Source organism: Candidatus Nitrosopumilus koreensis AR1 (assembly GCF_000299365.1).
Lineage (GTDB): Archaea > Thermoproteota > Nitrososphaeria > Nitrososphaerales > Nitrosopumilaceae > Nitrosopumilus > Nitrosopumilus koreensis.
Map to the genome: position 1 here is coordinate 1,445,199 of NC_018655.1, position 20,985 is coordinate 1,466,183.

A 20,985-nucleotide genomic window follows, 5' to 3' on the forward strand; every position below is an offset into this window, starting at 1 on the left:
AGTTTTAGAGAGACAAGAAACCTCTGTAAAGAACACTCAAAATTATTCAAAAATAAGGATAAAGAATACCTCCCAAATTTTACAAAAGCCTCAAAATTCAAATGAATCAAGTTCAAATGTTTTCAAATTTTGAAATTATTGAAAGATTTAACATCTACTATTTTTAAACTACCATATGGCTGTTAAGAAAAAGACTACAACCAAAAAAAGACCAGCAAAAAAAGCAACCAAGTCGAAAGCGACGAAATCTAAAACAACAAAAGCCAAAACAACAGCAAAATCTTCCACAAAAAAGCCAGAATTTGAAAAGGCATGGAAAGAATACAATTCTGCATTAAATGGATGGAAAGAATCACTAGCACAGTGGCAAAAGGCTACAAATGAAACTTTGATGACATATCATGATGCATGTCAAAAAGCAATTGAATCAGATGCAGAGTTATTGAAAAAAGTTAGTTCCAGTTGGGAAAGTACTTGGGAAGAAATTGGCCCTGAATACATCAAACAACAAACAAAGATGATTGAAAATATTTTCAAAGAAACCAATATTGAATCGATCAAGAAATTTAATGAGCAATGGGAAAAATTCCTAAAAACATCAGGAGATGATTCAATCACAGCATATCAGGAAGCCATAAAGAAATTCAATCAAGCTTGGCAATCAGGTCAAATGTAATTTTTGAAAATAATTATTTCTTCATTTTTCCAATACGAAAAACTTTACAGTTACAGGTTGAACAAGTTCCCTTTATTGCAGGTCTTCCATTTTTCATAATTGTTTCCTCAGGGTTTTTGATTTTCCTTTTTGTTCTACATTTTACACAATAAGCTTCTGGAGAGAATGAATCAGTAGTTGTATTAGAATGATGAACAAGTTTTTTCTCTATATCATCTAATTTTTTATTTTGTTTTTGTAATGTTTGAATGATTTCATGTTCAATATCTGCAGCTTCTAGTTTTTCAATTTCTTTTTCTAATTCATTGACCTTTGAAATCTGCTCTTGAGTAGGTTCGTCAGAAGAAGGATGTAATTTTGAAAATAACTCATCTTCTAATTCGTTAATTTGGTCCCGGAGATCATCAAATTCAGAATGTTGTTCAACAGGAATTTCTTCTTCAGGTTCAGATTGAACTTCAGGAATAGGTTTTTTGGATAATTTATTCTCTAATTCATCAATTTGTTTTTGAAGTTCGCCTAATTGTGCAAATTGTTCAGGAGTAGCTTCTTCATGTTCAGAAATTGTTTCCGTGGCACGGTCTATTTCTTCAAAAATATCGTCTGCAGATTCTTTTGGTAATGAATCTCTAGGACTGGATGGAGAGGGTTCCTGAATTGTGAATTGTTTCTTCCGAAACAGGTTCTAGTGCTAGGTCAAGTTCTTGAGGAAGTTCTTCTGCAGATTCTTTTGGTAATGAACCTCTAGGACTGGATGGAGAGGGTTCCTGAATTGTTTCTTCCGAAACAGGTTCAAAAGATAATTCTGATTCAATTAACTCAGGGTTAGATACGCTAGGTAAATCTCCTAGAAAATCTAATTTCACTTTATTTCTATCAATTCGTAAAAACGGAGTGCCGTCTATTGAAAAAGTTTGAATTTTGTGTCCCTTTTTCCAGGAGTTTTTTCCACTGTAAATTGTGATGTAGGACATTCCGTTTTTAATGTCAGATGAAATGGTTAATCGATCAACAGGTTTACCTTTAGTGATGCCTTGATCTGTATCTTGATGTCTAATAGCAACAGAAATCAAATGTTGTGCGTTATAACTGACTTCAGAAATTAGATAGTCAGCCCATTTATCCATTATAAAAAATAGTGATTATTTTCTAGTAAATAAGCGAGTCTAAATCTAAAGATTCAAGAATTAGGCTTGAAAAATAAGATTATAATTGGTTTTAGAAAACCATGTTCAAATGGAAATTTCTGTAGAGCCATGGAAAAAACTCATAATTCATGAAGTCATTGAATACAAATTTGATGATTGGGTAAAACAAATAGCATTTAGTACTAGATCCTCAGGAGGAGCCATTCCAACAATGCAATGGACAAACGGCATTGTATTCTCACCAGCAAATTTTCCAACTACAAACGCCACAGTTGAAGAGCAGTTGAAAGGAATTTTACATTGGTCATCAGTATCATTTGCAATAAAAGAGAAATTTGAAAAACAAATAGTCAAAGAAAATGCTACAATTAATCTAGTAGATGTAAGTGTAAATGAAATTTTTAAAGAGTTAGCAATTAGTTTAAAATCACAATCAAAATTTACAAATACTGAATCTGGCAATAACCAATGAATATTGATAAAGCAATTGAAGATTGTAAAATTTATCTAAAACAGATAAAACAATACGATCCTGATCCTTTTTACGTTAATTATTTTTTTTCCAAATTCATAGATTCTGTAAACACAATACTAGATAGTATTTTTGAAGAAGCAAATAGAGATTTTGGATTATTTATTACAGAAAAAATATCACAAGAAGAGTTTCTTAAAAAAGCTAAAGCAAAAAATGATACTAAAGCAATTAAATTTTCAAAATGGTATACGGATAAATTTGATCAAGAACACAATAGTAGACTTCCAAAAGTAATAAAAAAAATATGTGAATTAAAAAGTAAACAAAATGTATTACCAGAAATAAAAATTATGATAAGAGCACAAGATAGGTATGAAAATGACATCAATCAACAAATCATAGTGGGTTTAAGTAATGAAAAATTACGTTCAAAAGATGAATTACAGATTGAGATCAATAGACAGTTACCAGTATTTCTAGAAATAATTAATCATAAAAGAAAAGAAAACAACGAGCCTGTCGTGAATGAGAACCAGATAACAACATCGGCATTTGTTGATGTTGAAGATATTTTCGAGACTGAAATTGCATATGCATCTGAGATCTATATTCCTGTATTGATAAGATTAGTTGAGGAATCAAGGAAAAAAATCAAAGAATTAACATCTTGGGATTAAACTAATCTGAAAACCCAAATATGGAATGCTCATCTTTTATTTTAATTATTGGAAAATATGAGAAGCCATGATCAATAGTATCTGAGAATTCAGGGTTTTTTCCCTGATTGCCTTGATATTTTAAGAAGTTTTTTGTTGGTTCGGAATCTAACTCTACATAATTGAAATTGTAATACACTTCATCCATTTCTAGTGAGGTAATATAACCAAGTACCCAAGATGTTTTTCTGGGCAATGCAAATAATGTGAGATTTTGTCCATCGGGAAATTCAGGATCATATGTTAGTCTAGCTAAACTTCCAAGATCTTTTAGACGAATAGGATAAAACTGATCAATAATTTTTTCTTCTTTTTCAGGTAAGGGTGAAATTTCTGATTCTGCATGTATAACAGGAGCATAATGAGAAATATTTTTTGTTGATTCTACAATTTCACAAATCTCTTTGTTACCAGTTATTTGATAGGATATGTATCGTCCAGATTTTTTTAGAGGAGTGTAAAAAATCAGCAAAGTATTTGCAAGAAGCATGGTGCTTGAAACAACTCTTTTGCCGTTAAATTCCTGGGAATAAACTCGTTGTGGATATTCTCGAAATGCACAAGCATATCGTGCTAGATCATCAAAACTAGATAATTCAACAAAGCATTCATTTTGAGAAATGGTCATAAAAAATTAAGAATGAATGATGTTTTTATTCTTTCAAAATTTATTTAGATTTTGGCCACATTGAGCCCCATGTTTCAGTGAATTTTTTCATCATTTCACCATATGCATTCATCTGTTCTAATCCAGATGAGCTAAGACTCTTTTGCCAATTCTCAACAAATTGTTTGAAAGTAGCCATGTTACTATCATTGAGAGCTTTTTGCCAGTTCTCACTGAATTCTTTGAAAGAAGTCATTCCAGCATCGGTCATTGCTTTTTGCCAGTTTTCTCCAAATAATTTCATGGTTTCATTGCTAGATTCAATGCTTGCTTTTTCCCAAACTTCATTGAACTTAGATTGCATTTCATTACTGGCAGTTTGAATTTGCTCAAAAAGAGATTTCCAATTTTCAAGAGATTTTGTATATTCTTGCCATAATGAATCCCACTCATTATTTTTTTCTTGTTCAGACATTAACTAAAGAAAGAGTTCATTATTCTTAAATGGTTCCATGAAAATCAAAAATTATTTCTGTCGATTTTGCAATCTTTTTTCCATTCTTATTTTTCCTTCTTCAAATTTGACTCGATCCTCATCTGTTTTTAAAGATAATTTTGGAACATGCATAGATTTTCCATTTTTATCTAAAGCAACAAAGGTAACAAAAGCAGTTGCAGTCACAGTTCTAATTCCTGTAACAATATCTTCAGCCTCTGCTTTAACTTCTATCTCCATAGAAGAATTATGCACATAATTTATTCGAGCATTTAATGAAAGAACATTACCAACAAAAACAGGTTTTAGAAAATTTACACTATCCATACATACAGTAACAGCATTTGATTGAGAATGTCTTTGAGCGACAATTCCTGCAACCATGTCAATATGTTTTAAAATTTCACCACCAAATACATTCCCAGCTGGATTAGCGTCAGAAGGAAACATTCTAACAATAACTTCAGCATGAGATTCAGATGGACTCTTTTCTCTAAGATTTGATTCAGATGACATTTTATCTATAATAATTTTAATTAATCCAAATTTAATTTAATCAGTTGATTTTGATTATTTGAAATATTTTTCAAGTTTAATTTTGTCAATTTTTGGGATTTTTGCCAATTCAAATCCCTCTGGACGTTTTGAAAGGGATCTAGTTGCATCAATACCCATTTTTGCAGTTTGTAATTTCTTTTGATCACTTGAAGGATCAAGACTAGAACCACGTACATTTTTTAAGATTATGAGATCCTTATCTGCTTGGAATCTTGTTGCCATAGCATATTCTACCGCTTCGGCATTATTAGGGTCAATATCATCATCAACTACTGTAACTTGTTTTAATGAGCGATGAGATTCAAATGTTTTTTTAATTATTTTTTTTGCATCAGATTCATTTTTCTTTTTTATTTGTACAACAGCATGCAACCAATTACATCCACCATTTGTCATGGAGACTTGTTGTGTTTGTCTGAACGCTTTTTTCAAATCACCATTTAGTTTTGATTCAATAGGCATTCCCATTAACAATCGATGTTCAGAATATCCAGATAAAACATCATGAAAAATAGGATTATTTCTAAAATACAAGTTTTCAAGTTCAAAAACAGGTTGGGATCTTTTATGGTCATATGTTTGGAGCATCTCGACCATCCATTCAGGATGGGTTTTGTCCTGAAGAACTTTTCCTTCCATAACAATTTCTGAACCAGATGGCACGTTTAGTCCGGTAAAGGGAAGTTTTGTTAAAGTTAATTTTCCACCTAACAAAGAGTTTGCAATATTAATCTCATCTTTTCCCCACTGTTCTTGATATGCACCTGCAATAGAAATTGCAGGGTGTACACCAACAGTAAGTGCAATTTTTAGATCCTCACCATGTTCTTTAGCATCAACAAAACATCGATGCAAATGACGTCCTTCAACCATTCTTATTGAAAAATGAGTTTTGTCAATTGGCATCATTCTATGAAAGGATGAATTTTGTTTTCCAGTTTCTGGATTCTTAACATATGCAATTGAAGAAGTGATAAATGGACCAGATTCCTTTTCGAAATGAGTAACAATAGGCATGGAAAAGAGATTTTTTGACCTATTTTCTTGAAATTTTCCAGAGGATATTATTTTAGGTGCTTTTGCCTTTTTTATTGCAGAAATGACTTTTTCATGAATATTATTTTCGGTTCCACCCACTGCAAGAGCAAAGCGCTTTCTAGTACCAACCAGATTAGCAACTAAATGAAAATCACTTTCTTTAATATTTTCAAACAATACAGCATGTGAACCATCAACCTTTGCAGTAATTCCTGCAATTTCATATTTTGTTGAAACTTTAGTTTTTATAATTTTGAGTTCTTTACTTTTCTTAATTTTAGAGATATAATTTCTTAAATCACTCATTCTCAACCGTCTCCATAATTTCAGACATTAAGTCTTTTGCAGTATTTGATCCTAATTCTTTTTGAATAAATGCAGAAACCAATACAATACCTCGCACTCTAATGCTGATTTGTTCAGCAATAAGTTTGAGAAAAAGAGAATCGGTCTTAGAAGGAATTATAGTAGTTGTGACGGGAGTGGGACCAGTTGCCATTGAAGCCACCATCGAACCTATTTTATTTGAACCCTCAGATACAGAAATAAAATAACCATTTTCAAATTTTTGAATGTTTAAAGAAAAGTTACGGCCCTCCAAATTTACCAATTTTTGGAAAAATCCATTTGGAGAGTTCAATAAGCTATGAACAAGTCTTATGCTTTTATTGCTATTGATTCACTATCTTGGGAAGCATCAAGCAAAGCAGGATTTTTCTTGCAGTTCTTTTCATGTTTATCTGGATAGACAAACAATTTCTCACAGTGTTTGCATGGAGTTTTTTCCTTAGACTTTGTTGTTTTAGTTTTTGCAGTTTTTCTTTTAGATTTTGCTTTTACTGCAATTTCTTCAACTTCTGGTTGAACTTCTGTAGCAGATTTTGCCTCAATAGAATCAGCTTCAACTCTTGCACGTAGTTTGGCTTTGTATTTCAAATTACGTGGTTTAGTTCTTAATCTATAGCCACAACATGGACACCATAGTCCTTCCCATTTGATGAATATTTCACAAATTTGACATCGACGTTGTCCAGAAGCATATCTTCCGGTTCCAACAGGCTTTTGAGCCTTATATCTTACACAAATTCCTTTACAAGTCATCTTGGTAGTTTATTATAGAATTCATAAGTATATAAGGGTGGATCGATGAAATTTAGAAAAAAATAGGAAAAAAGATGAAATAATTTCAAGTAATTTTACGATCAGTATAATTAGTTTCAACGAAAAACAAGAAATCTTCAATAAATATGTATAGCTTGTTTGATTTTCATCTTTTTTGAAAAAATGACATGTATCAATATAGTTGTTTAACAAAAAATTTCAGTTTTTTCTTAAAAAAATGTAGAAAATAGATGAATATCATACAATATTATTTCATGAAAATTGAAGGGAATCATTAAATGAAAAAAACTAGCCCGTCATAGACAGGGGCAAAATTGAATGTCTATGGCCATCTCTTTGAGAGATGTATTTTGCAGACAGCATATCTCGTTTTCCGCCTTGATTAAAATTCTTAATTTTCATACTGGTTTTCCTTTCATCAACAAATTCTAATTCAAAAGATGAACAAAAATTGAGATTTAACATAGTTACAATTTGTTTGGCAATTCCCATATGCCCATTTCCAATCTTTACAATTTTTCTTTTAGCCCTAAGACCACCCAGAACTCTAATAATATGAATAACTAATTCTTCAACAGATGAATGAAATGAACTCTCAATCTCTTTTCCATAGTAAAATACAGACAAACCAGTTCTTTCCCCAGGATCAATTCCCAGAATCAGATGATCTTCCTCAAAATCAAGATTTAGTTTTTGCATCATAATGCCCCTAATGACAGTAGGATGATGTTCAAAAATATCCTCATGAAGTAGTGGTATTTCACAAATTTTTGGTGATTCTTTATGGGTGGTAAGAATTAGGTGTCCCGAATAATTTTGGATATCCTCAGGTAGAATGGAATCAAATGACAGTTTAAGGGCCTTCAAATAGGTTGAAAATCTATAATATGGTTTACCATAGGAAGTGGCAATTCCAATACGAGAGTTAAGTAAGGGATCGATATTAGACAAAATGAAATATAGAATTTAGGATTATGCCTTCAAAACAGTTGACACGACATGTTTCACTGCTTCATCAAAATTAGCATCAATTTTTGATTGAATTTCAGATAATTTAGCCTCGCCTTCTTGAGCAATTTTTGCAGATTCAGCAGTGGCTTTTTCTTTTGAAGCATTTATCAGAACTTCGGCTTCCTTAGTTGCCATTTCTCTAGTTTTTTCCACGAGAGAGTCTATTTCATTTTGAGCCTTTACTGAAAGTTGTTTTTTCATATCTCCAACCTTACTGTTTAAGGAATCAATATCATCTTCCAAGACAGTTAGAGATTTGATAATTCCAGTGACTTTAGATTCTGCCATACTCATTACACTCAAATTTCAATAATTCCATTAATTAAATCATTCAGTTTTTGGTCAATTTTAGGCACAAAATATTGGATCATCCAGTGGTTAACAGTAAAATTGCCCTAGCAAGATCGCCTTTTGCTTCTTCTAATGCACTTTTGGCTTTTTCTTCATCAACACCTGCTTGCTGGCTAACAAGTTGGATATCTTCTTCAGAGAATATAGGGACTTCTAATTCTCTTTCCTCATAACTGTCAGCAGTTACAGTAAAAATTGAATTATCTTTTGCTTTCATTTCTGTAACAGAAGGCTTTGAAATAATGATCTCTTTTTTATCGGTCTTTATGATAACTTCCTGAACATTTGACATCTCATTCATATCAAGACCCATCTTGTCCATCATTCTTCGCATTTCACGATTGCCTCCGCGCATCATAGTTCTTTTTCCTCTTTACGACTTTTTAAACTATCTCTAACCTTAACGGCCACACCTCTATCAAAATCAGAAATCATCTCATATGATAAAACAGCCCTTCCAACTGCAATCACCTTATTTTTGAATAAAACAGGAGTGTCGCCAGAAATTCTAACATTTTTTCCACATTTTACAACATGCTTGCAAAATACAGATCTGCCATCTTGAACAAATGGTGCAGCATCTTTGTTTATCTCTACACAGTTTTCTCTGAACACTTTACTTCTCAGGAGTATTTGAGCAAAGTAAGGACTAATTGCTAAACCACCATCGATTCTTAAAGTACATAGTAATTTCCCTTTATGGATAACAGTTCTAATTCTACCAGTTTTTCTTGAAAAAGTCATTTCAATATCTTTAGGTAGATATTTTGAAACGCCACTACCAAACAAGGCATCAAGTGAAGACTGTAGCTTTAACACATGATCCATATTCAGATTTCAATCTATTCTAAATATTAGTTCAATGATCATATATATCAAAATGTGCAAACTATATAGAATAGTTTTTTTTCTTTAGATTATGGAAGAAAGAGAGGAAACAAGGAAAATTCAATTTACAGGTAAATCATCATACATAGTTTCATTACCAAAACCATGGATCATGGATTTAGGATTAAAGCAAGGAGATCAAATTAGAATGATAAGAAAAGGTTCTTCAACTTTAGAACTTTATCCACCAAAATTTGAATCACGCAGTCCAAAGAAAGAAGAAGCTACGATTGAAATAAGCTCAGAAGAAAAGGCATCCTCGATTGTCAGAAAATTAATTTCACTTTATTTTTTGGGTTTTAAGACAATTAACGTAAAACCAAAAGATGGCAGATTGAGTCCAGCCCAAAGAAACACAGTAAAAGAAGCAGTCAAGCGAATGTTGATGGGTTCAGAGATCATTTCGGATTCCAGTGGAGGAATAACAATACAAGTCCTAGTTAATTTATTAGAATTATCAATAGATGGTGCATTCAAAAGAATGATCCATTTAGCAAAATCAATGTCTAGTGATGCAATCCTGGCTGTAAAAGAAAACAATGCAGATTTAGCACAAGAAGTAATAAACACAGATGATGAAGTTGACAGATTTGGATTTTATATTATTCGTCAATTAAAGATTGCAATTCAAAATGAACACATGCTAAAAGAGATGGGTTTTAGAAATCCTAGAGATTGTCTTGGATATAGATTGGTTGTAAAGAATATCGAGAGAGCAGGAGATCATGCAGCATTTATTGCAAAAGATCTTCTAGAATTCAAGAAATCAGTGAAGAAAGAAATATTGGACAAATTGCAAGACATGAATGAATTTTGTCTGTCAGTACTGGATGATGCTTGTCTTGCGTTGTTTAAAGAAGACTATCCACAAGCAGAAAAAACCATCGAAAAGACAAACGATATTACAAAATATGAGAAAAAAATCAGAGATGCCTCAAAATCACTTAAAGATGACGAGGAGATCTATAGAGTTAGAAGAATGACTGAAAACATCAAAAGAGTTTCAGAATATGCCAGCGACATTGCAGAAATAGTATTGAATATGAATATTGAAAAGACAATCAAAAAAACGACATAGATTTTCAAAACAGGTAGAATCTTTAACCCAAGTTATAGTAAAAGCATAGAATCAAAATGAAATCAGCCATTTTAATCACATATGACAAGGACGACGTGATTAATGAAGCAAAAGGACTTTGTGATGCAGCAGGATTACAGGTTGTCCACATAATTAAACAAAAATTCTTGAAAAAGCCAAAGTACGGTATAAGTGGAGGAATTTTAGAGAAGCTTGAAGAGATTTCAGAAAAGATCAGGCCAGATGTAATTGTGTTTGATGAGATTTTAAAACCAAGTCAAAATTATAACTTGGCATCAGTTTTGCATAGAGAAATTTTAGACAGAGAAGCACTAATTCTTGAAATTTTTGAAAGCAGAGCATCAAGCTCAGAATCAAAATTACAAGTAAAGTTAGCACAATTAAGATATGAAATGGCCAGAGCAAAAGAAAAAGTTCGACTTTCGAGCATGGGAGAACAACCAGGATTTATGGGAATAGGAAAATTTGAGGTCGATGTTTACTATAATGACATTAAACATAGAATGCAAACAGTTAGATCCAAACTTGAAAAAGCTGGAAAACAAAGAGAGTTACATAGACAAGGAAGAAAAAAAATGGGATTCAAAACAATCTCACTTGCAGGATATACTTCAGCAGGAAAAACAACATTGTTTAACAAGATGACAGGAGAAACAAAAATTCAAAGTAGTGAATTGTTTACAACACTTTCAACTACTACACGAAGAGTTACAATTAATCAAGTGCCATTTTTAATATCAGATACAGTAGGTTTTATCAGCAAATTACCTGCTTACATGATTGATGCATTCAAATCAACGTTAGAAGAATTAGGTCATACAGATATCATCATAGTAGTAATAGATATCAGCGATTCATTATTTGAATTGAAGAAGAAATTTTCTAGCTGTATGAGAACATTAAGTGAACTAGGAGTTGAAAAAGACAGGATGGTGTATGCACTAAATAAATCAGATTTGTTAGAAAACAGTGAGATTGAAGAAAAAATAGAAACACTCAATCTAACAGACAATAAAAAATGGATTCCAGTTTCGGCAAAAACGGGTAAAAATACAGAAAAACTCAAGGAATTGATTAAGGATATTTTGGAAAGTTATGATTCTTACCAATTTGAAAATAAAGGAATTGAAAAGACCTATGGAAATTGAAGTAGTTAGAATTGGACAGAGATTAGTCAGAGACGACAGAGTTACAACCCATGTAGCATTAGTATCAAGGGCATTTGGAGCATCAAAAATATTCATGACAGAAGTTAATCCAGAGATAAAAGATACTTTGAGAAAAATTAATGAAACATGGGGAGGAAATTTTACAGTTGAATTTATTGAAAAATGGAAATCAGTTATCAAGAAGAAAAAAGAAGACAATTTCAAAATAGTACATCTTTCAATGTATGGTGAAAAAATTAATGAAGTTCAAGAAAAGATTCGTAAAGAAGAAAAATTGTTAGTTGTTGTAGGAGCTGAAAAAGTTCCCAGAGAGATTTACGAGGTGGCAGATTATAATGTGGGAGTGGGCAGTCAACCTCATTCTGAAATAAGCGCTCTTGCCATACTATTAGATCGTATTCAGACAGGTCAACAATTTGAGAAAGAATTTCCAAATGCAAAAAGAAAGATTATACCCACAAAAACAGGCAAAAATGTACAAGTAAAGGAAACAAGGGATTAATAATAGAAAATTAGGAAAGATTAGAGTTGGTAGACAAATACGAAGATCCTTTTGTTAGAATAGCCTCAATGATTGGAGGAGATGAATATCTCAAGGTTGCTCGTTCATTACTAAAAGCAGAAGATGCAACTGATGAAGAAATTGCAAGTTCTACAGGTCTTAGAATTAACATGGTAAGAAAAGTATTGTATGATCTTTTTGGTAAATCTCTAATCACAGGAATTAGAGTAAAAGATGAAAGAAAAGGATGGTTTGTTTACAGATGGAGAACTAGAAGAGAAGAAGTAGAACATTTCATTGAAAACCAAAAAAGAAAATTGAAGAAAGATTACAACAAAGACTAGATTATGAAAATGCATCTGATTTTTATCATTGCGGAAATGAAGATTGTCCAAGAGTAACATTTGAAGATGCACTTGAAGGCATGTTCAAATGTCCATCATGTGGAAATGTCCTAAATCTGAAAAAGAACGATAAATCTAAAAAAGCATATCAAAAGAAAATTGATGAAATCAAAAAAGATATGCAGCAGATTTTCTAATTATATTGAGATAATACTAAATACTTTTTAGAGGTATTTTCTTTATGTCTCAAGATTCAGAACCCTCAGTTTGTAATATTTTCAAAGATAATTCATCTAAAATAATTAATAAATTAGAAATGCAGATTCCATCTCATTTTCAAATATATTCAGACATGTACAAAGAATATCTTCACATGCTAGATGATGTGTTTGGAACATGTATTATTTCTGAAAAAGAATTTTTTGATAAAATAAATGCGGACGAAAATTCCATGAAACATATTAAATCATTTTCAGACAGCATGACAGATTTCTGGATAAAGCAGATTGAAAATTATGACAATTATCTGAAATGGTACTATCAAATGAGAATTTCAGGTATGAAATCATATGACCAATTTGTGCATATTATGATGAATTCATATTCCAAAACACTTTCAAATTTTACTAAGAGTCTTGAAGATTAGGTTACTAAATTAAATAGGAGAAATTGTTTTCAAAAAACCTTGAATCAAATTACTACAGTAAATCCCACTACAGGTAAAGAGATCAACACATTTTCACCAATGGATAGAGATCAAGTATTTGAATTAGTTAGAAAAGCAAAAAGGGCATTTCCTGAATGGAAAAAAGATTATGAGAAACGTCGAAGTTACATTTACAATTTAGTTGAACACCTTAAGAAAAACAAAACAGAGTTAGCAAAAATTGCAACTAGTGAGATGGGAAAAGCACTCAAAGAATCAATTGGTGAAGTTGAAAAATGTGCTTGGGCCTTGGAATTTTATGCAGATCATGGAGATAGTTTTCTTTCAGACGAAGTCTTAAACACAGATGCAAGGAAGAGTTTTCTTACATTTGAACCATTAGGAGTAATTGGTTCTATTATGCCATGGAATTTTCCATATTGGCAAGCTCTAAGATTTGCAGCTCCATGTTTAATGGCAGGTAATGTAATTGTGATGAAACCATCCAGAATTACCATGCAATCAGGAATTGAAATTGAAAAAGCATTCACAGAAGCAGGGATACCAGAGGGAGTGTTTTCAACTGTAACTGGAAGTGTTGATTCTGCAAACCATCTAATTGATTCAGAAGTTAATGCAGTGACATTTACTGGCAGTACTAATGCAGGAGCAAAAGTTGGAGAAAGATCTGCCATGAATCTAAAAAAATGTGTTTTAGAGTTAGGAGGAAGTGATCCTTTCATAGTTTTAGATGATGCCATCATAGAAAAAGCGGCTGAAGGCGCAGTTAAAGGCAGATTTATCAATTGTGGGCAAAGTTGTGTAGCCTCAAAAAGATTCTTTGTGGGCAAGAATATTGCTAAAGACTTTATTGAATTGTTTATCAAAAAAGCATCTCAACTAAAAGTAGGAGACCCAATGTCAATGGATACAGATATTGGTCCAATTTCTAATAAAGACGGGTTAGAAACAATTTCTGGAATTGTTGAAGATGCAAAGGAAAAAGGTGCCGAAGTACTGTTAGGAGGAGAAAAGATAGAAGGTAACGGATATTTCTACAAACCAACAATTCTAACAAACATTACACCAGACATGAGAATTGCAAAAGAAGAAACATTTGGACCAGTTGCTCCAATAACTATTGTTGAAAATGAAAGTGAGGCAATTAAATTGGCTAATGATAGTGAATTTGGATTAGGTGCCAGTATATGGACACAAGATCTTGCAAAAGCAGATAAAATGTCAAGAAGGATTGAATCAGGAATTGTAAGTGTAAATAATGTAGTTATCTCAGATCCAAGAATTCCTTTTGGAGGAATAAAACATAGTGGTTTTGGAAGAGAGTTATCAAGATATGGGATGTTAGAATTTGTAAATCTAAAATCAGTTAGATTCTACGACAACTTGACACATCATCATTACGTAGAATAATTTTTCATAGTTGAAATTATGAGGATCCTTTAAGTATAATTTTAGCGTATTATATACTGACGAGGACACTCGATGACATACATTGTTGAGTGAAGATCAATGAGATCTTAGGAACGCCTTGAGCTTTGATATACGTTCAGAGTTCATGATTCCTCAAGGACGGAGTCCTCGTCAAATTCTTCATCATCTTCACATTCTTCTAATTCTACATAAATTGGAGTTTCATCTTCAAAGAAAATCTCAATGCAGATATCAGTAGATAAAGTAGATACTATAGTTTCAGCCAATTCTTTTGGAAAATTTCCTAAGCGACCGGGATCAGATGAATATCTGTACTCAGTTACCACATCATCATGATAAAAATCGAATTCAATGTCCCCATTTGCAAATTTTCTCACAGCAATTACTTGGCCAAATATGCTGAGAGTCATGCCTAATTTCCTTGCTCAGCAACATCTCGTGTGAGATTTTCAGCCAGATCTTCATAGTGTTTTCGTGATTTTCCCAAACCGTTGAGTTTTTCGGTTTCAATCTCGTTTAATTCACCATCAACCTTTTGTGCTACATATTGCAAACGAGCTTCTGCCATCATAAACAATCGATTATTTTCTTTCCAAAGGTGTTCTGTGATATGTTCAACATATTGTTTCATATCACTAATCAGTTTTGTAGAATCACCTGAAGAAAGGTATTCTTTTGCAGAAGCCTCCATGTTTGATCCAATTTCTCTAGAACGTTCATGATCCATCAACATCATTGCTATAGGTCCCATATTTTTTGGCATTCCAGCTTGTTCTAATGCAGGAAACAAAGAATTTTCTTCTTTACTATGATGACAAACATCGGTAAAGTTTTTGGAAAAATCAATTACAGGAAGTAAGATAGATTCAGGAATTTTTTTATTTTCGTTTAATAATTGGATAGTTGCATCCATTGCTTTGATAACTTTTTCAATTAAATCATGATCACGTCTTAATGATGCAGTTGACATGATGATTTTACATAATTTCTGGTATCTATATCTTATTTTTTCAAAAATAATTAAAAGATAGAAATTAGTTAACGAGTTATCGTTAACGAGTGGTTTTAACGATTAGAGAGGCTTTTTGATTTTACAAACGCCCAAATCTTTTTGGTCATTTCACTTGGAGCAATTGGTTTGTTGCCAAATATTTGTTCAGCAGTTTCTTTTCGACCTGCAAAACTAATGGAGTATCCACCAAATGCGGGTTTCTTTGCTTTTGATTTAGTAGTTTTCTTTTTTGGTGCTGCCTTTCTTTTTGGTGCTGCCTTTCTTTTTGGTGCTGCCTTTCTTTTTGGTGCTGCCTTCTTTTTTGTAGTAGTTTTTCTTTTGGTTGTTTTCTTTTTTACCGCCAATTTCTTGTAGTTGTAATTCAAATAAAGTATAAGAACTTAGAGCTTTTCATAATGTAGAACTAGATGATTCTTGAGCCTCTTTACTGATTTGAGTCTAAGATTTGGAGAATTGGAAATTTTGCTGAATCCTGTACCACGTAAATAGGATATAGAATCATCACCACCAATTAAGAATGGTGACAAGGTGATAATCATTTCATCAAAAAAGTCATGCTTAACAAATTCCCAATTTACGGTTCCCCCACCTTCAACAAGGATTGTTTTGATATTTTTTTCAGAGAGTTTTTTTAGTAATAATTTTAGATTAACAGAATTTTTGCCAACAGTGATTATTTCAATGGGAAATTTTTGTAATTTTGCAAGGTTGGCGTTAGTAATTTTTTTAGATGTTGCAATAATGGTAGGAACTTGGTGGCTTGATTGTAGAATTTTTGATGTTTTAGAGATGCTTCCTTCAGAATCTAAAATAATCCTAGTCGGATTTTGCCCTTTAGTGTGACGAACAGTCAGCATAGGGTTATCACGAGATATAGTATTTTTTCCCACAAGAATTGCATCTACACTAGAACGTAATTTGTGTAGTCTCTTGATATCTTCTTTAGATGAAAGTTTTGAATCATTTGTTTTTGTTGCAATTTTTCCATCAACAGATATTGCTGCACTAAGAATAACATGAGGTCTAGAGTTTTCCATGTACGATTTTTCCTCCAATCATGACAGCTTTTATTGCAGATTCAGATGCTCTATGAACAATTGATGCATAAGGATCATGTATTGGTTCTAAATCCAATGCATGTTTATCAAGAAATATACAGTCAGCAATCTTTCCAGTTTCAATTATTCCGATATTTTTTTTCAGTATTTTACCACCATTTACCGTGGACATTTTTAGAATTTCTTTAGGATTAACTCTTTTTTTATGAATGCCCATTGTGACTTTCCAAAGATAATCCATTTCTCTAAACATATCAGGTGAGTTTATCATTACATTATCTGTGCCTAATGCTAGCGTACAACCTGCTTTTTGCATTAAAGTGATGTCAGGAATCCCTTCAGCCAAAGAGGCATTAGCTCTTGGACAAATAACAATGCCTCTGATTTTTTTTGCTGCAGCACGTAAATCACTTTTTGATGCATAAGTCATGTGTACAAGAAAATGGGGTTTTAGAGACAATGCCCGAATTGTTTCAGATTTTCCAGTCATCTTTTTAGATTTTGATACGCTTTGTTTGGTTTCAGAAGAATGGATTGCTCTGATTTTTGATGTTTTAGAGTAATGATTAAGAACTGAATTACTATTTTCGTTTGCTCCACTTATACCCAATCCATCACATTTTTGAAGAATCAAAGGCAATTTTTTGGCTTGTTCTTTTGGAATAGGTAGATTTTTTTTAATTTCAAGTGAATCTTGGTAAAAATCTACTCTTCCCAAAATTATTGATCGAATGGGGAGTTTGGATAATGTTTTCTTTAATAAAATCACACCATCTAATCCCCCTTCTCTAAAATCAACAAAAGTGGTAATGCCTTTTCTAATCATAGAGTGGCAAGTATTTTGCATAAAATTTGATAAATTCTCAGGAGGTGTGTTTTTTAGAATTTTTGATTTTGCTCCAAAAACAGGATGTATTTTTTTATCTACAGAACTGTCAAGTGTAACATCCTTTCCAATAGAATCACCTATGTGAGTATGTGCATTAATGAATCCAGGAATAAGTAATAGTCCTTCACAGTCAACAGAATCCTCTTTAGTACTTGGTTTTATGTTAGGTTGGATTCGCTTGAATTCTCCATTTTTGATTTGAATATTTGTTTGTGAAACAAAATCTAATTCTTTTCCTAGTAGTAGGCTAATATTTTTGATTAACATGATAATTCATAAACTTCAGGTTTTTCTTTTCCTGAATCTCGAATTTCACGAATAGTATCTAGTGACTTTGTGGCTAGTTTTACAGCTTCTCTACAAGTACTTGCATTACCAATACCGCAATTCAAAGAAATGTTATCATCATTTTTTATCATATTGATGAAATTTTGGACAGAGTTTTTTGCATCATCACTTGCAACCACCATGAAATTATCACCACCCATAAAAAATGTCAGTGAATTTTTTTCCAAGAAATATTTTGACATTTTTGAATACAATTGAAAAATTATTGAGGATATTTCGTATGGGGAGTTTGTCGTTCTCCTAGAAGTAAGATCATCAACATCTAAATGCATTATAGTAACTTTGGAGGAAGATGTATCATTTACAAAACCAAAAATGTTGTATTGTTTATCTAGAATAATGTTATTTTTCTTGCCTTCATATGCTTTCAGATTTGCATCAAATGGAGATTCAGCAAATCCAATTGAAATGGCCAGATGTATTTCAAATGATTTTTCAAGGGTTTTTTGAATTTGGATGTGATCTTCTAGCCCAAGACCATTTGAAACAACAAAGAATTCATCAAATCTGTTAAGAAATACAAGACAATTTTTTTCAGAAAATAATTTTTGTACTTGTTTGTAAAGAGATGCCTGAAGCATTTGAAGTTCATGTTCTCTATCACTGCCCAGAGTCAAAGTCCATGGTCCATAACCAGTTATTTTTAGAATGCTTAACTGAATCATTTTTGAATCCTTTTTAGTTCAGAGGAGATTTTTACTACAGCTTCCACTGCACGTTCAGCTACAGGTCTTATTCTAGCATGTGCGTGTCTTTCTTGCATGCCAGGACCAGATATTCCTAAAGATACTGGTTTTTTGTGTTTTATAGATAAATCAGTTAATGCTTGAGCAGCTGCATGAGAGATAACCTCATCATGTTTTGTTTGTCCCTTGATAATTGCACCTAAGGTAACTACTGCATCAACATCACTTTTTTGCAACAAAGCATCAACAATGATAGGCATATCATATGCACCAGGTACAGAACAAGTATAAGTTATTTTTAGCTTTAAAGAATTGGCTTTTTCTTGTGCAACTGAAAACATCCTAGATGTCACTTTGTCATTAAATTCCGAAACCACTATAGCAATATTCAAAATTAATGCACCTTAGCGTATTCTAATAGTTCTTTTCCATCAATTAATGGAATTCCATTTTGTTTTCCAAACTTTTCTGCCTTGTCAACAGATAATGCAGTATATGTTTCAGCATCCATCATTTCACAAATTGCAGTTACAGGAGTCAAACCTGCAATCTGTGCAAGATATACGGACATCTCTGTATGTCCTTGACGTGCTGCTAACAAACCTTTTGATGCAATTAACAAAGGAACATGTCCAGGAGTTTTAAATGATGATGCGAACTTTTTTTGTTTGTTCTCAACATTATAGATATTTGCCATTTCTCTTATAGTCAAAGATCTGTCATTATCAGTAATTCCAGTATAAGTCTGATAATGATTTACAGACAATGAAAATGTTGGATGATCACCATAAGGTGCCAGTCCCATGATCATCTCCTTATTTGGAATTGAGGAATCAGATAAAATTTCGTGCATATATTTTAGTTCTAATGAATTTGCAAAGTTGTTATCTATTGCAATACAAAGTAATCCACCAGCATGTTGACGCATTCTAGCAACATGTTCAGGAGTAACAAATTCTGCAGCTACTACCATGTCAATCTCATTTTCCCTTCCTGCAGAATCAAACAAAAGTACAAACTCTCCTCTTTTTAGAGATTGTAATGCAGATTCAAGAGACATAAACAAAAAAATCCTCAAACGGATTATAAAGTTTACTAAAAAATTGGTAATTACCACTAAAGTAGTAGATTATCGTGTTTATTTTAGGATGTATTTCCCAAGAATGTCAGTTTCAATATTAACTTTGTCGCCTACTTTTTTGGTTTGAAAATTTGTAACCTCAATTGTATGAGGAATTAATGATACAGATGCAAGATTTTTTTTAATGTCAACTACAGTCAGGCTTATCCCATCAACTGCAATGGAGCCTTTCTTCACGACATACTTTGCTAATTTTTTAGGTACCTCAAACCAAACTTGAACTTCTTTAGGTTTTTTTAGAATTTTTTTGATAATTCCTACTCCATCAACATGACCTAAAACAAAATGACCTTCTAGTCTATCTCCGGCTTTTAAACTTCGTTCAATGTTTACTATTCCACCAACTTTAAGATTTCCAAGATCAGTTTTCTTTGTTGTCTCTTCAATCATTTCAAATATACAGTTTGATTTTGACAGTTTTGTTGCCGTAAGGCAAACACCATTTAGTGCAACGCTTTGTCCAATTTTAAGTCCTTTTGCATGTTTTCCCAGATTCACAGTCATTTGTATTGCACTTCTATTTTTTGTATTTTTAGAAATTTTTTCTACCTTACCTATTCCCTCAACAATTCCAGTAAACATCAAAACTATCTACAAATTCATGTATAAAATGATTTAGATGATTTTCATGTAAAATTATTTGTCATCTAATTTCTTAAATTCATTTTCACAAACTTGATGGAAAAGAGAACATTTGTTTTCTTTTGCATCTATCTTAATTTTTTCCATATCTTTGTTAAGAATTCCCTGTGCAGCCAAAAATGCATCATCCTTCTTTCCTAATTTTTCAAACAGTTTTGATTTAGCAAGAGGAATTTCCTTGAGGCTAGAGTCAACTGATTGGGCCTTATCATAAAGTTCTATTGCACTTTCATAATCTCTCAAATGGCTATAAGATATAGCTTTATTCATCAAAGCAGTAACATCATTTGGATCTATTTCAAGTGATTTGTTATAACATTCAAGCGCATCTTTGTGTCGATTTAATTCATTCAAAGACAAACCCTTACTATTCAAAGCCCAAGAATCACGGGGATTTAAAGAAAGAATTTGATCACATAATTCTAGAACTTGTTCATATTGATTCAGACTTTCTAATGCATAAATTTTATTTTTTAATGCATAAGTATCTGATTCTTTTATTTCAAGAACTCTATCACAATATTTTATGGCTTCTTGATATCTTTGTAGATAAATCAAGGATAGACAGATATTTTGCAGTGCAACCATGTCATTAGGGATTTTTTCAAGCAGTCCCTTGCAATAATTGTACATCTCCTCATATTTTCCTGCATTAAACATTCTAGTAATGACATTACATGGGTCTAGCAGATTAACCATTTTCTAACAATTAGAATAAAATTTCATCATCTTTAAGATAATCTGAAAAAAGGAAAATTTCTTAGCTATTTTAAGACTTTACGAATGGTTTCGTTTAGGACTTTGGAATAGCTGTAAGAAGTTTGTTCTTGTTGAATTAACTTTGCTTGACGAAGTCGAAGTTTTTTATCGATGTCATCATCAATCATTATTGTTACTCGTTTGGCCATTTA

At 32.2% G+C, this 20,985-nt stretch carries 31 protein-coding genes and 1 pseudogene; 9 read left to right on the plus strand and 23 right to left on the minus strand.

Annotation, left to right across the window (positions count from 1 at the left end; all coding sequences use genetic code 11):
• Nucleotides 1-175 precede the first annotated feature (175 nt).
• Complete coding sequence (locus NKOR_RS08600) at nt 176-676, plus strand: hypothetical protein (protein ID WP_014963962.1); 501 nt, start codon at nt 176-178, stop codon at nt 674-676.
• Nucleotides 677-689: 13 nt separating this feature from the next.
• Here NKOR_RS08600 and NKOR_RS10680 read toward each other — a convergent pair.
• Nucleotides 690-830 (minus strand): annotated as a pseudogene (locus tag NKOR_RS10680) (DUF5679 domain-containing protein); the annotation flags it as partial.
• A 475-nt stretch (nt 831-1,305) separates the two neighbouring features.
• Complete coding sequence (locus NKOR_RS08610) at nt 1,306-1,803, minus strand: hypothetical protein (protein ID WP_014963963.1); 498 nt, start codon at nt 1,801-1,803, stop codon at nt 1,306-1,308.
• A 109-nt stretch (nt 1,804-1,912) separates the two neighbouring features.
• On the opposite strand from NKOR_RS08610, the gene NKOR_RS08615 reads away from it, so the two are divergent.
• Nucleotides 1,913-2,296 carry a hypothetical protein gene (locus NKOR_RS08615; RefSeq protein ID WP_026089908.1) on the plus strand — a complete coding sequence of 128 codons (384 nt, stop codon included), beginning with the start codon at nt 1,913-1,915 and terminating at the stop codon, nt 2,294-2,296.
• Nucleotides 2,293-2,976, plus strand: a complete 684-nt coding sequence (locus NKOR_RS08620; protein ID WP_014963965.1) for a hypothetical protein — start codon at nt 2,293-2,295, stop codon at nt 2,974-2,976. The genes NKOR_RS08615 and NKOR_RS08620 overlap by 4 nt, the downstream gene beginning before the upstream one ends.
• 1 nt (nt 2,977) lies before the next feature.
• On the opposite strand, the gene NKOR_RS08625 is transcribed toward NKOR_RS08620, so the two are convergent.
• The 10 genes from NKOR_RS08625 to NKOR_RS08670 all read right to left on the minus strand — a co-directional run bounded on the left by NKOR_RS08625 (nt 2,978) and on the right by NKOR_RS08670 (nt 9,026).
• Nucleotides 2,978-3,643, minus strand: coding sequence for a hypothetical protein (locus NKOR_RS08625; RefSeq protein ID WP_014963966.1), 666 nt, complete (start codon nt 3,641-3,643; stop codon nt 2,978-2,980).
• Between the two features lie 40 nt (nt 3,644-3,683).
• On the minus strand, nt 3,684-4,097 hold the full coding sequence (locus NKOR_RS08630; protein ID WP_014963967.1) for a hypothetical protein: 414 nt from the start codon (nt 4,095-4,097) through the stop codon (nt 3,684-3,686).
• Nucleotides 4,098-4,148: 51 nt separating this feature from the next.
• Nucleotides 4,149-4,634, minus strand: a complete 486-nt coding sequence (locus NKOR_RS08635) for an acyl-CoA thioesterase (protein WP_014963968.1) — start codon at nt 4,632-4,634, stop codon at nt 4,149-4,151.
• 54 nt (nt 4,635-4,688) lie between these two features.
• Nucleotides 4,689-6,020 carry a UbiD family decarboxylase gene (locus tag NKOR_RS08640; protein ID WP_014963969.1) on the minus strand — a complete coding sequence of 444 codons (1,332 nt, stop codon included), beginning with the start codon at nt 6,018-6,020 and terminating at the stop codon, nt 4,689-4,691.
• Nucleotides 6,013-6,354, minus strand: a complete 342-nt coding sequence (locus NKOR_RS08645; RefSeq protein ID WP_014963970.1) for a proteasome assembly chaperone 4 — start codon at nt 6,352-6,354, stop codon at nt 6,013-6,015. The genes NKOR_RS08640 and NKOR_RS08645 overlap by 8 nt, the downstream gene beginning before the upstream one ends.
• 17 nt (nt 6,355-6,371) lie before the next feature.
• Nucleotides 6,372-6,815 carry a hypothetical protein gene (locus NKOR_RS08650; protein WP_014963971.1) on the minus strand — a complete coding sequence of 148 codons (444 nt, stop codon included), beginning with the start codon at nt 6,813-6,815 and terminating at the stop codon, nt 6,372-6,374.
• Nucleotides 6,816-7,124: 309 nt separating this feature from the next.
• Nucleotides 7,125-7,703, minus strand: coding sequence for a hypothetical protein (locus NKOR_RS08655; protein ID WP_014963972.1), 579 nt, complete (start codon nt 7,701-7,703; stop codon nt 7,125-7,127).
• Between the two features lie 105 nt (nt 7,704-7,808).
• Nucleotides 7,809-8,135 (minus strand): hypothetical protein, encoded by a 327-nt coding sequence (locus NKOR_RS08660; RefSeq protein ID WP_014963973.1) that lies wholly within the window; start codon nt 8,133-8,135, stop codon nt 7,809-7,811.
• A gap of 79 nt (nt 8,136-8,214) precedes the next feature.
• Nucleotides 8,215-8,556 carry a nascent polypeptide-associated complex protein gene (locus NKOR_RS08665; RefSeq protein ID WP_014963974.1) on the minus strand — a complete coding sequence of 114 codons (342 nt, stop codon included), beginning with the start codon at nt 8,554-8,556 and terminating at the stop codon, nt 8,215-8,217.
• On the minus strand, nt 8,553-9,026 hold the full coding sequence (locus tag NKOR_RS08670) for a PUA domain-containing protein (protein WP_014963975.1): 474 nt from the start codon (nt 9,024-9,026) through the stop codon (nt 8,553-8,555). The genes NKOR_RS08665 and NKOR_RS08670 overlap by 4 nt, the downstream gene beginning before the upstream one ends.
• A gap of 91 nt (nt 9,027-9,117) precedes the next feature.
• On the opposite strand from NKOR_RS08670, the gene NKOR_RS08675 reads away from it, so the two are divergent.
• From NKOR_RS08675 to NKOR_RS08700, 6 genes are all read left to right on the plus strand, one after another.
• Entirely contained in the window at nt 9,118-10,164 is a 1,047-nt protein-coding gene (locus tag NKOR_RS08675; protein WP_014963976.1) for a phosphate signaling complex PhoU family protein, read from the plus strand.
• 56 nt (nt 10,165-10,220) lie between these two features.
• A complete protein-coding gene (hflX, locus tag NKOR_RS08680; protein WP_014963977.1) occupies nt 10,221-11,333 on the plus strand; it encodes a GTPase HflX in 1,113 nt (370 codons plus the stop codon).
• A complete protein-coding gene (locus NKOR_RS08685) occupies nt 11,323-11,856 on the plus strand; it encodes a tRNA (cytidine(56)-2'-O)-methyltransferase (protein WP_016939411.1) in 534 nt (177 codons plus the stop codon). Before hflX ends, NKOR_RS08685 begins: the two co-directional genes overlap by 11 nt.
• A gap of 26 nt (nt 11,857-11,882) precedes the next feature.
• Nucleotides 11,883-12,200 carry a hypothetical protein gene (locus NKOR_RS10705; protein WP_016939846.1) on the plus strand — a complete coding sequence of 106 codons (318 nt, stop codon included), beginning with the start codon at nt 11,883-11,885 and terminating at the stop codon, nt 12,198-12,200.
• Nucleotides 12,201-12,441: 241 nt separating this feature from the next.
• A complete protein-coding gene (locus tag NKOR_RS08695) occupies nt 12,442-12,846 on the plus strand; it encodes a hypothetical protein (RefSeq protein ID WP_014963979.1) in 405 nt (134 codons plus the stop codon).
• Between the two features lie 39 nt (nt 12,847-12,885).
• On the plus strand, nt 12,886-14,277 hold the full coding sequence (locus tag NKOR_RS08700) for an NAD-dependent succinate-semialdehyde dehydrogenase (protein WP_014963980.1): 1,392 nt from the start codon (nt 12,886-12,888) through the stop codon (nt 14,275-14,277).
• 143 nt (nt 14,278-14,420) lie between these two features.
• On the opposite strand, the gene NKOR_RS08705 is transcribed toward NKOR_RS08700, so the two are convergent.
• The 11 genes from NKOR_RS08705 to NKOR_RS10125 all read right to left on the minus strand — a co-directional run bounded on the left by NKOR_RS08705 (nt 14,421) and on the right by NKOR_RS10125 (nt 20,982).
• Nucleotides 14,421-14,708, minus strand: coding sequence for a hypothetical protein (locus tag NKOR_RS08705; protein ID WP_014963981.1), 288 nt, complete (start codon nt 14,706-14,708; stop codon nt 14,421-14,423).
• Nucleotides 14,709-14,710: 2 nt separating this feature from the next.
• A complete protein-coding gene (locus NKOR_RS08710; protein WP_014963982.1) occupies nt 14,711-15,268 on the minus strand; it encodes a hemerythrin domain-containing protein in 558 nt (185 codons plus the stop codon).
• Between the two features lie 95 nt (nt 15,269-15,363).
• Nucleotides 15,364-15,654, minus strand: coding sequence for a hypothetical protein (locus tag NKOR_RS08715; protein WP_014963983.1), 291 nt, complete (start codon nt 15,652-15,654; stop codon nt 15,364-15,366).
• 36 nt (nt 15,655-15,690) lie between these two features.
• The gene (locus NKOR_RS08720) at nt 15,691-16,347 is read right to left on the minus strand and encodes a 2,5-diamino-6-(ribosylamino)-4(3H)-pyrimidinone 5'-phosphate reductase (RefSeq protein ID WP_014963984.1); all 657 of its coding nucleotides are present in this window, start codon (nt 16,345-16,347) and stop codon (nt 15,691-15,693) included.
• Nucleotides 16,334-17,524 (minus strand): amidohydrolase family protein, encoded by a 1,191-nt coding sequence (locus NKOR_RS08725; RefSeq protein WP_014963985.1) that lies wholly within the window; start codon nt 17,522-17,524, stop codon nt 16,334-16,336. Before NKOR_RS08725 ends, NKOR_RS08720 begins: the two co-directional genes overlap by 14 nt.
• The gene (locus NKOR_RS08730) at nt 17,518-18,270 is read right to left on the minus strand and encodes a GTP cyclohydrolase IIa (protein ID WP_014963986.1); all 753 of its coding nucleotides are present in this window, start codon (nt 18,268-18,270) and stop codon (nt 17,518-17,520) included. The genes NKOR_RS08725 and NKOR_RS08730 overlap by 7 nt, the downstream gene beginning before the upstream one ends.
• Nucleotides 18,267-18,683: a 6,7-dimethyl-8-ribityllumazine synthase gene (gene ribH / locus NKOR_RS08735; RefSeq protein WP_016939414.1), complete on the minus strand. Its 417-nt coding sequence runs from the start codon at nt 18,681-18,683 to the stop codon at nt 18,267-18,269. The genes NKOR_RS08730 and ribH overlap by 4 nt, the downstream gene beginning before the upstream one ends.
• Before the next feature lie 2 nt (nt 18,684-18,685).
• Nucleotides 18,686-19,351 carry a 3,4-dihydroxy-2-butanone-4-phosphate synthase gene (gene ribB, locus NKOR_RS08740; RefSeq protein ID WP_014963988.1) on the minus strand — a complete coding sequence of 222 codons (666 nt, stop codon included), beginning with the start codon at nt 19,349-19,351 and terminating at the stop codon, nt 18,686-18,688.
• A 78-nt stretch (nt 19,352-19,429) separates the two neighbouring features.
• Nucleotides 19,430-20,014 (minus strand): riboflavin synthase, encoded by a 585-nt coding sequence (locus tag NKOR_RS08745; RefSeq protein WP_014963989.1) that lies wholly within the window; start codon nt 20,012-20,014, stop codon nt 19,430-19,432.
• Nucleotides 20,015-20,068: 54 nt separating this feature from the next.
• Entirely contained in the window at nt 20,069-20,773 is a 705-nt protein-coding gene (locus tag NKOR_RS08750) for a tetratricopeptide repeat protein (RefSeq protein ID WP_014963990.1), read from the minus strand.
• Between the two features lie 65 nt (nt 20,774-20,838).
• On the minus strand, nt 20,839-20,982 hold the full coding sequence (locus tag NKOR_RS10125; protein WP_016939415.1) for a hypothetical protein: 144 nt from the start codon (nt 20,980-20,982) through the stop codon (nt 20,839-20,841).
• Between the last annotated feature and the right edge of the window lie 3 nt (nt 20,983-20,985).

Bases quoted from the DNA above. Each gene is read 5' to 3' on its own strand.
- NKOR_RS08705 (WP_014963981.1), bottom strand. From the start codon at position 14,708: ATGACTCTCAGCATATTTGGCCAAGTAATTGCTGTGAGAAAATTTGCA.
- NKOR_RS08670 (WP_014963975.1), bottom strand. From the start codon at position 9,026: ATGGATCATGTGTTAAAGCTACAGTCTTCACTTGATGCCTTGTTTGGT.
- NKOR_RS08665 (WP_014963974.1), bottom strand. From the start codon at position 8,556: ATGATGCGCGGAGGCAATCGTGAAATGCGAAGAATGATGGACAAGATG.
- NKOR_RS08640 (WP_014963969.1), bottom strand. From the start codon at position 6,020: ATGAGTGATTTAAGAAATTATATCTCTAAAATTAAGAAAAGTAAAGAA.
- NKOR_RS08750 (WP_014963990.1), bottom strand. From the start codon at position 20,773: ATGGTTAATCTGCTAGACCCATGTAATGTCATTACTAGAATGTTTAAT.
- NKOR_RS08695 (WP_014963979.1), top strand. From the start codon at position 12,442: ATGTCTCAAGATTCAGAACCCTCAGTTTGTAATATTTTCAAAGATAAT.
- NKOR_RS08685 (WP_016939411.1), top strand. From the start codon at position 11,323: ATGGAAATTGAAGTAGTTAGAATTGGACAGAGATTAGTCAGAGACGAC.
- NKOR_RS08610 (WP_014963963.1), bottom strand. From the start codon at position 1,803: ATGGATAAATGGGCTGACTATCTAATTTCTGAAGTCAGTTATAACGCA.
- NKOR_RS08650 (WP_014963971.1), bottom strand. From the start codon at position 6,815: ATGACTTGTAAAGGAATTTGTGTAAGATATAAGGCTCAAAAGCCTGTT.
- NKOR_RS08620 (WP_014963965.1), top strand. From the start codon at position 2,293: ATGAATATTGATAAAGCAATTGAAGATTGTAAAATTTATCTAAAACAG.
- ribB (WP_014963988.1), bottom strand. From the start codon at position 19,351: ATGTCTCTTGAATCTGCATTACAATCTCTAAAAAGAGGAGAGTTTGTA.
- NKOR_RS08675 (WP_014963976.1), top strand. From the start codon at position 9,118: ATGGAAGAAAGAGAGGAAACAAGGAAAATTCAATTTACAGGTAAATCA.
- NKOR_RS08720 (WP_014963984.1), bottom strand. From the start codon at position 16,347: ATGGAAAACTCTAGACCTCATGTTATTCTTAGTGCAGCAATATCTGTT.
- NKOR_RS08630 (WP_014963967.1), bottom strand. From the start codon at position 4,097: ATGTCTGAACAAGAAAAAAATAATGAGTGGGATTCATTATGGCAAGAA.
- NKOR_RS10125 (WP_016939415.1), bottom strand. From the start codon at position 20,982: ATGGCCAAACGAGTAACAATAATGATTGATGATGACATCGATAAAAAA.
- NKOR_RS08600 (WP_014963962.1), top strand. From the start codon at position 176: ATGGCTGTTAAGAAAAAGACTACAACCAAAAAAAGACCAGCAAAAAAA.
- NKOR_RS08745 (WP_014963989.1), bottom strand. From the start codon at position 20,014: ATGTTTACTGGAATTGTTGAGGGAATAGGTAAGGTAGAAAAAATTTCT.
- NKOR_RS08635 (WP_014963968.1), bottom strand. From the start codon at position 4,634: ATGTCATCTGAATCAAATCTTAGAGAAAAGAGTCCATCTGAATCTCAT.
- NKOR_RS08615 (WP_026089908.1), top strand. From the start codon at position 1,913: ATGGAAATTTCTGTAGAGCCATGGAAAAAACTCATAATTCATGAAGTC.
- NKOR_RS08625 (WP_014963966.1), bottom strand. From the start codon at position 3,643: ATGACCATTTCTCAAAATGAATGCTTTGTTGAATTATCTAGTTTTGAT.
- NKOR_RS08710 (WP_014963982.1), bottom strand. From the start codon at position 15,268: ATGTCAACTGCATCATTAAGACGTGATCATGATTTAATTGAAAAAGTT.
- hflX (WP_014963977.1), top strand. From the start codon at position 10,221: ATGAAATCAGCCATTTTAATCACATATGACAAGGACGACGTGATTAAT.
- NKOR_RS08725 (WP_014963985.1), bottom strand. From the start codon at position 17,524: ATGTTAATCAAAAATATTAGCCTACTACTAGGAAAAGAATTAGATTTT.
- NKOR_RS08660 (WP_014963973.1), bottom strand. From the start codon at position 8,135: ATGGCAGAATCTAAAGTCACTGGAATTATCAAATCTCTAACTGTCTTG.
- NKOR_RS08730 (WP_014963986.1), bottom strand. From the start codon at position 18,270: ATGATTCAGTTAAGCATTCTAAAAATAACTGGTTATGGACCATGGACT.